General features: G+C 39.9%; 5 protein-coding genes and 1 pseudogene. 3 read left to right on the plus strand and 3 right to left on the minus strand.

What is annotated here, in order from left to right:
• Window positions 1–483 (minus strand): annotated as a pseudogene (locus Q0L68_RS15920) (pyridoxal phosphate-dependent aminotransferase family protein); the annotation flags it as partial.
• An 11-nt stretch (window positions 484–494) separates the two neighbouring features.
• Window positions 495–917 carry a VOC family protein gene (locus Q0L68_RS15925; RefSeq protein WP_296705112.1) on the minus strand — a complete coding sequence of 141 codons (423 nt, stop codon included), beginning with the start codon at window positions 915–917 and terminating at the stop codon, window positions 495–497.
• A gap of 59 nt (window positions 918–976) precedes the next feature.
• Here Q0L68_RS15925 and Q0L68_RS15930 point away from each other — a divergent pair, with 59 nt between their 5' ends.
• From Q0L68_RS15930 to Q0L68_RS15940, 3 genes are all read left to right on the plus strand, one after another.
• Window positions 977–1888 carry a patatin-like phospholipase family protein gene (locus Q0L68_RS15930; protein ID WP_296705114.1) on the plus strand — a complete coding sequence of 304 codons (912 nt, stop codon included), beginning with the start codon at window positions 977–979 and terminating at the stop codon, window positions 1886–1888.
• Window positions 1866–2489 carry a bifunctional 2-polyprenyl-6-hydroxyphenol methylase/3-demethylubiquinol 3-O-methyltransferase UbiG gene (locus Q0L68_RS15935; RefSeq protein WP_296705116.1) on the plus strand — a complete coding sequence of 208 codons (624 nt, stop codon included), beginning with the start codon at window positions 1866–1868 and terminating at the stop codon, window positions 2487–2489. The genes Q0L68_RS15930 and Q0L68_RS15935 overlap by 23 nt, the downstream gene beginning before the upstream one ends.
• A gap of 195 nt (window positions 2490–2684) precedes the next feature.
• Window positions 2685–3287: a trimeric intracellular cation channel family protein gene (locus tag Q0L68_RS15940; RefSeq protein WP_296705118.1), complete on the plus strand. Its 603-nt coding sequence runs from the start codon at window positions 2685–2687 to the stop codon at window positions 3285–3287.
• A 738-nt stretch (window positions 3288–4025) separates the two neighbouring features.
• On the opposite strand, the gene Q0L68_RS15945 is transcribed toward Q0L68_RS15940, so the two are convergent.
• The gene (locus Q0L68_RS15945) at window positions 4026–5171 is read right to left on the minus strand and encodes a DUF4221 domain-containing protein (protein WP_296705117.1); all 1146 of its coding nucleotides are present in this window, start codon (window positions 5169–5171) and stop codon (window positions 4026–4028) included.
• Window positions 5172–5202: the final 31 nt, after the last annotated feature.

Below are 5202 nucleotides of genomic sequence, written 5' to 3' on the forward strand. Positions count from 1 at the left end.
TTCCGGAATCATCGGATTGACAGCATTTCCCAGAATCAGAATCTTCTGAGCATTGATTTTTCTGGATGTTTTTAAGCAGTTATTTTTCCAATTTTCAAAACTCTGTTTGGCATCTGGTTTAAAAGCAACAGGTAGAATTGCTGGATGTGTATCTGGAGCCACCCAGACCTGGTCAACACCTTCGCTTAAATAATGCAGCGCAGCGATTCCGGATAAATAGCCACTGCTCAGACAAAGTGATGCTTCCGCTTCTGCTTGCTTTGCAAAGTGCTGCTCGAACTGATCATAAATCTCCAACTGAACATTATTGATTCTACTTAATCCATGATTCAAGCCGTATTGCTCCATTCCTAGAATTAGCTGCTCTTGAAATTCAGGCACTAAGTCAATCCCTAGGTAAGAAGTACCGCTGAAATAGTGGTAGGTTTTCCCTTGGTGAATAATTTGTCGATCGATCTTGGTGTTTAATGAAAAAGTCTCCAAAACTGAGGGCTTTACTTTGCGAAAATCTGAGATTCGTCCTGAAAGGATTTGAATTCTAAGGCATTTCCGCAAGGATCCAAGAAAAACATGGTGGCTTGTTCTCCTACCTCACCTTTGAATCGGATGTATGGCTCGATCACAAATTCGATTCCATGTGCTTTCAATTTATCTGCTAATTCATGCCATTCTTTCCAAGGTAAAATCGCTCCGAAGTGCCTAACTGGCACATTTTTACCGTCTACTGCATTGGTTTGGGCAAGGGCAAGTTCCTCAGGCTTGATGTGAGCAGAAAGCTGATGACCAAAGAAATTGAAATCAATCCATTTGTCGGTACTTCTTCCGATGTCACAACCGAGTAAATCTCCATAAAATAATCTGGTCTCTTCAATATCCCTGATCGGGAAAGCCAGGTGAAAGGGTTTAAATTGGCTCATAATGCGTACTTTCGTTTAAGATTTTCGGGTTCAATTTACTTTATTATTCCTTGAAAAAAATGTCAAATAGGAAATCGGTGTCTTTGGTTTTGAGTAGCGGTGGAGCAAGGGGATTAGCGCATGTAGGAGTGATTGAGGAATTGGAAAAAAGAGGGTATCATATTGCTGAAATCGCCGGCTGCTCTGCGGGAGCTTTGGTGGGAGGAATGTATGCTGCGGGGAAACTGGAGGAATTTAAAGATTGGATCTGCCACTTGGATCGGGTGGATGTGTTTTCCTTGATGGACTTTACCTTTTCTAGCCGTGGATTTATCAAAGGAGAGAAAGTTTATACTGCATTAAAGAAAGTAGTAAAAGACTGCCAAATCGAAGATTTTAAAATTCCATTTGTTTGTAATGCTGTGGATTATAAAACTGGGGAAGAAGTAGTATTTAGAGAAGGGAGTCTATATGCCGCGATTCGGGCTTCCGGAAGTATTCCTACGGTTTTCCAACCTGCAAGACATCACAGACATGAATTGATTGATGGAGGAGTTTTGAATCCTGTTCCTATTTCACTTTTGAAAAGACCGCATGAACATCAAGTAGTTGTAGTAGGATTAAATGGGCCAGACACTGAATTGATCACTCCTCCCAAAAAAGATTCAGAAGGACACCGTTTTATTTCCATGCCTGGATGGCTCAGAGAATATAGGAATAAGATGAGGCAGTATTTTCCTGAACAAGAAAAAGTAGAAAAATCAAGCTCCTTAAGTTCCATCAATTTAATGACCCGGTCATTTGATCTACTTCAAGATCGGTTTTGCAGTTTATTGATAGAAAAATATCCAGTGGATGTGAATATTCGGATTGCCAGAAATCAAGCAGGAACATTAGAATTTCACCGGGCAGCAGAATTAATAGAAATAGGAAGACAAAAAGCAATTATAGCCTTAAACAAATGGGAAAATGGAATACACGGAACTCAATAAATTATTAGGAAATATCGATGTCTATCTGTTTGATCAGATTTTGAAAGGCAGATTCAATAAGGACATGAAAATCCTAGACGCAGGTTGCGGAGAAGGCAGGAATGCCGTTTATTTCATCAATTCAGGGCATCAGGTTTTTGGATTCGATCAAAACGAAACCGCGATTCAATATTGTCGATATATGGCCAAAAGTCTGAATCCTAATTATGACGCACATCGATTTCAAGTGGGCACGATGGAAGAAATTCCATTTCATAAGGAAGCTTTTGATGCCGTGATCTGTATGGCTGTGCTGCATTTTGCAAAGGATGAGGATCATTTCTGGCACATGATGCAGGAAATGCTTCGGGTGCTGAAACCAGGGGGAGTTTTATGGTTTCGAATGTGTACTGGTTTCGGAGGGATATTAGAGCAGTCCGAATCTTTGGGAGGCAGCAGGTATTTGCTTCCTGATGGATCAGAGCGTTTTGTGTTGCAGGAAAAACATTTGGATAAGTTTCAGGACTTAGGATTGGAGTTTATTGAAAATCCCAAGACAGTTTTGGTACTCGGTCAGCGTGAAATGGGAGTTTTTGTAATGAGGAAAAAAGGATTGTTTTGATCCCCCCAAGACGTAAAGCTTTGATTATATACAAAAATTGAATATTCAGTCATTTCGACTGTAGCCTGCGGAAGGAGAAATCCCAATTATTATTGAGGAGATCTCTCCCTCCCGATAGGAATCGAGGAGGTCGAGATGAAAAAAATTAGTTATCGTTCAAATTATGAAGCATTTAAAGAATTCAATTTAAACTCCATGGATTTACAATACGGATTAGAGCTTGTCGGAACATTTGTATTCGCCATCTCCGGAGCTTTAGCGATCCGGGAACGGGAACATGATATGTTTGGAGCGGGCTTTACCGGGTTTATTACCGCCATCGGTGGAGGAACTTTGAGGGATATCTTGTTGGACAGTTACCCGCTGGTTTGGATTGGGGACGTAAAATTTTTGTATGCTATTCTGGCTGGTGTCTTGACGGCGTTTATTTTTCCAAACTTCTTGAGCAGACTCAGGAAGACCTTCTTTTTATTTGATACGCTTGGGATTGGCTTCTTTACTGTTTTGGGGGTAGAAAAAGCCTTGAGTTTGGGAGTCAGGCCAGAGATTGCAGCGATCATGGGAATGTTTTCTGCTGTAATGGGAGGAGTGATCCGGGATACATTGACGAATGAAATTCCAATACTTTTCCGAAAAGAAGTCTATGCTTCTGCCTGTCTGGCAGGTGCGGTTTTGTATGTTGTATTGAATTATTTTGAAGTAGAAAGAGATTATAATCTATTGATTTCCATGTCTTTGGTGATCAGTATTCGGTTAATTTCAATGAAGTATAAACTGAGTTTACCGAGACTGGATTAGGAGGTCAGAAGTTAGAAGTGGAAAAAAGTATTCAGTTTGCAGTCTCAGTGTTCAGTTTTCGAAAAAGGAAAGTAAGAAGTCTAAATTCTAAAATGAAATTCGTTTGTGTCATTTCGACCGCAGGGAGAAATCTCTAGCCTGATCATATTTTAATTCCCGCAGATGTACGCTGATAAATCCCGCAGATTTCCGCTGAAAAAAACGCAGATACACGCAGAAGTAAATCAGCGCCTTTTATCCGTGGGAATCAGCGGGGAAATCAGATTCACAGGGTATTCTGAAGGTATTAGATGAAAAAAGTATTCAGTTCCCAGTCTCAGTAATCAGTAGTCTTGAGTTCTTAAGTGAATTTCATTAGTGTCATTTCGACCTCAGGGAGAAATCTCCGATAGTTTGATCCCGCAGATGTCCGCTCAAAAATCACGCAGATATTCGCAGAGGAAAATCAGTGAAAATCAGCGCCTTTTATCAGCGAAAATCAGCGGGGAAATAAGATTCTAAGTTTATTATTCCAAAATGTGTTTGTTGAAAAAAGTATTCAATTTGCTTTGAGTTAGAATTGCGTTTTTGTCATTTCGACTGGAAGGAGAAATCTCAGAGCTGATTCCTTAAATAAACCCTGTGACATTCCGCTAAAAAAGTAATCAGTAGGCAGTCTCAGTTTGCAGCGAGACGGAATCTGCTTGGGTCATTTCGACTGCAAGGAGAAATCTCTACATTATATAAAGAAGTTCATATTCAATCACGTGAAATCCTAGGTTTCAACCTCACAAAAGCTAATTCATCATCTACATTTAGGAAACTATACAGCATTCCGTCTTTGAAAAATCGAGTGCCCGAACTGGTGATATTCTCTAAGATCTGCTCCTTAAGCATGTTATAGTCCGTATCAAAAAATGTCACCACATTCTTTGTTACCACCGAATCCGCGATCATCCGATCCATATCGGTACTGATTCTCCAAATAAGATTTTCTTCATTTTGGAAGTACAATGGCCCAAATTTGACCTGCTTCATTTTTTCTTTAGAGGATTCAAAAAGTGCTTCTCGGGAATCGACCTGAGTGGGAAAGTTTTTGATCCGTTCATTTCCTGTGAGACTGGCTTTGAAAGTCTGATGCTGTAAACTATCCGTAGAAGTGTCATATAAAAAGACCTCATTAAAGGCTGTGTTACTGAGCACCAACTGTCCATTGATAAACTTCAAATAAGAGGATTCACCTGTAGACATCATGGCGTTTCCATCCATTTCCAGCATGATTCGAAATTCATCCAGTTTAGAAATAGCGTCTGTTGGAATGAAGTTCACCTGCATTTTTTCAATATCTACCACTGCCAGTCCTTTGGCAGGTTCTCTAAAGCTTTCATCTTCCATCTCCCCAACATAGGTTTTCCCATCCGTTGAAAATACCCCCATGTAACTGACGACATCAGTTTCACCGAATTCGTAACCAGTCAAAGTGTTTTTATCGAATTCATACTTTTTTATCAACTCCCCTTTCGGGCTGATTTCAACAATTTTATTGAAATCAAAAAGCATCAGGTTTCCATTTCCGATTACCTGAAGCTTGGAGATAAACCCTCCTCCTATCCCATTAGGCCCTTCTTTTTCCAGTTGAATGGTTTCTTTAAGTGCCAATGCCTCCATATCTACCACCTCCAATAACAGAGTTTGAGGATTGAGATTATAAAGCAGTTTTCTATCCTGAGTCAAGTCAGAGGTTCCTAATCCCCAGTTTAAAAAAAAGAAATGGTCGCCCGGATCAACCATCACGGTGTCCGTTTCATAGCTGAACTCAAAGGAGGTTGCTGAATCAGTTTCGGAAGTTTTTTCTCCACAAGCGATTAAACTTGCAAATGCAGCTAAATAAAGTAGTTTTTTCATGGTTGGTTTAGTTAAAAATCAAAAGTGAATA

The organism is Algoriphagus sp. (genome assembly GCF_024642405.1).
Classification (GTDB): domain Bacteria; phylum Bacteroidota; class Bacteroidia; order Cytophagales; family Cyclobacteriaceae; genus Algoriphagus.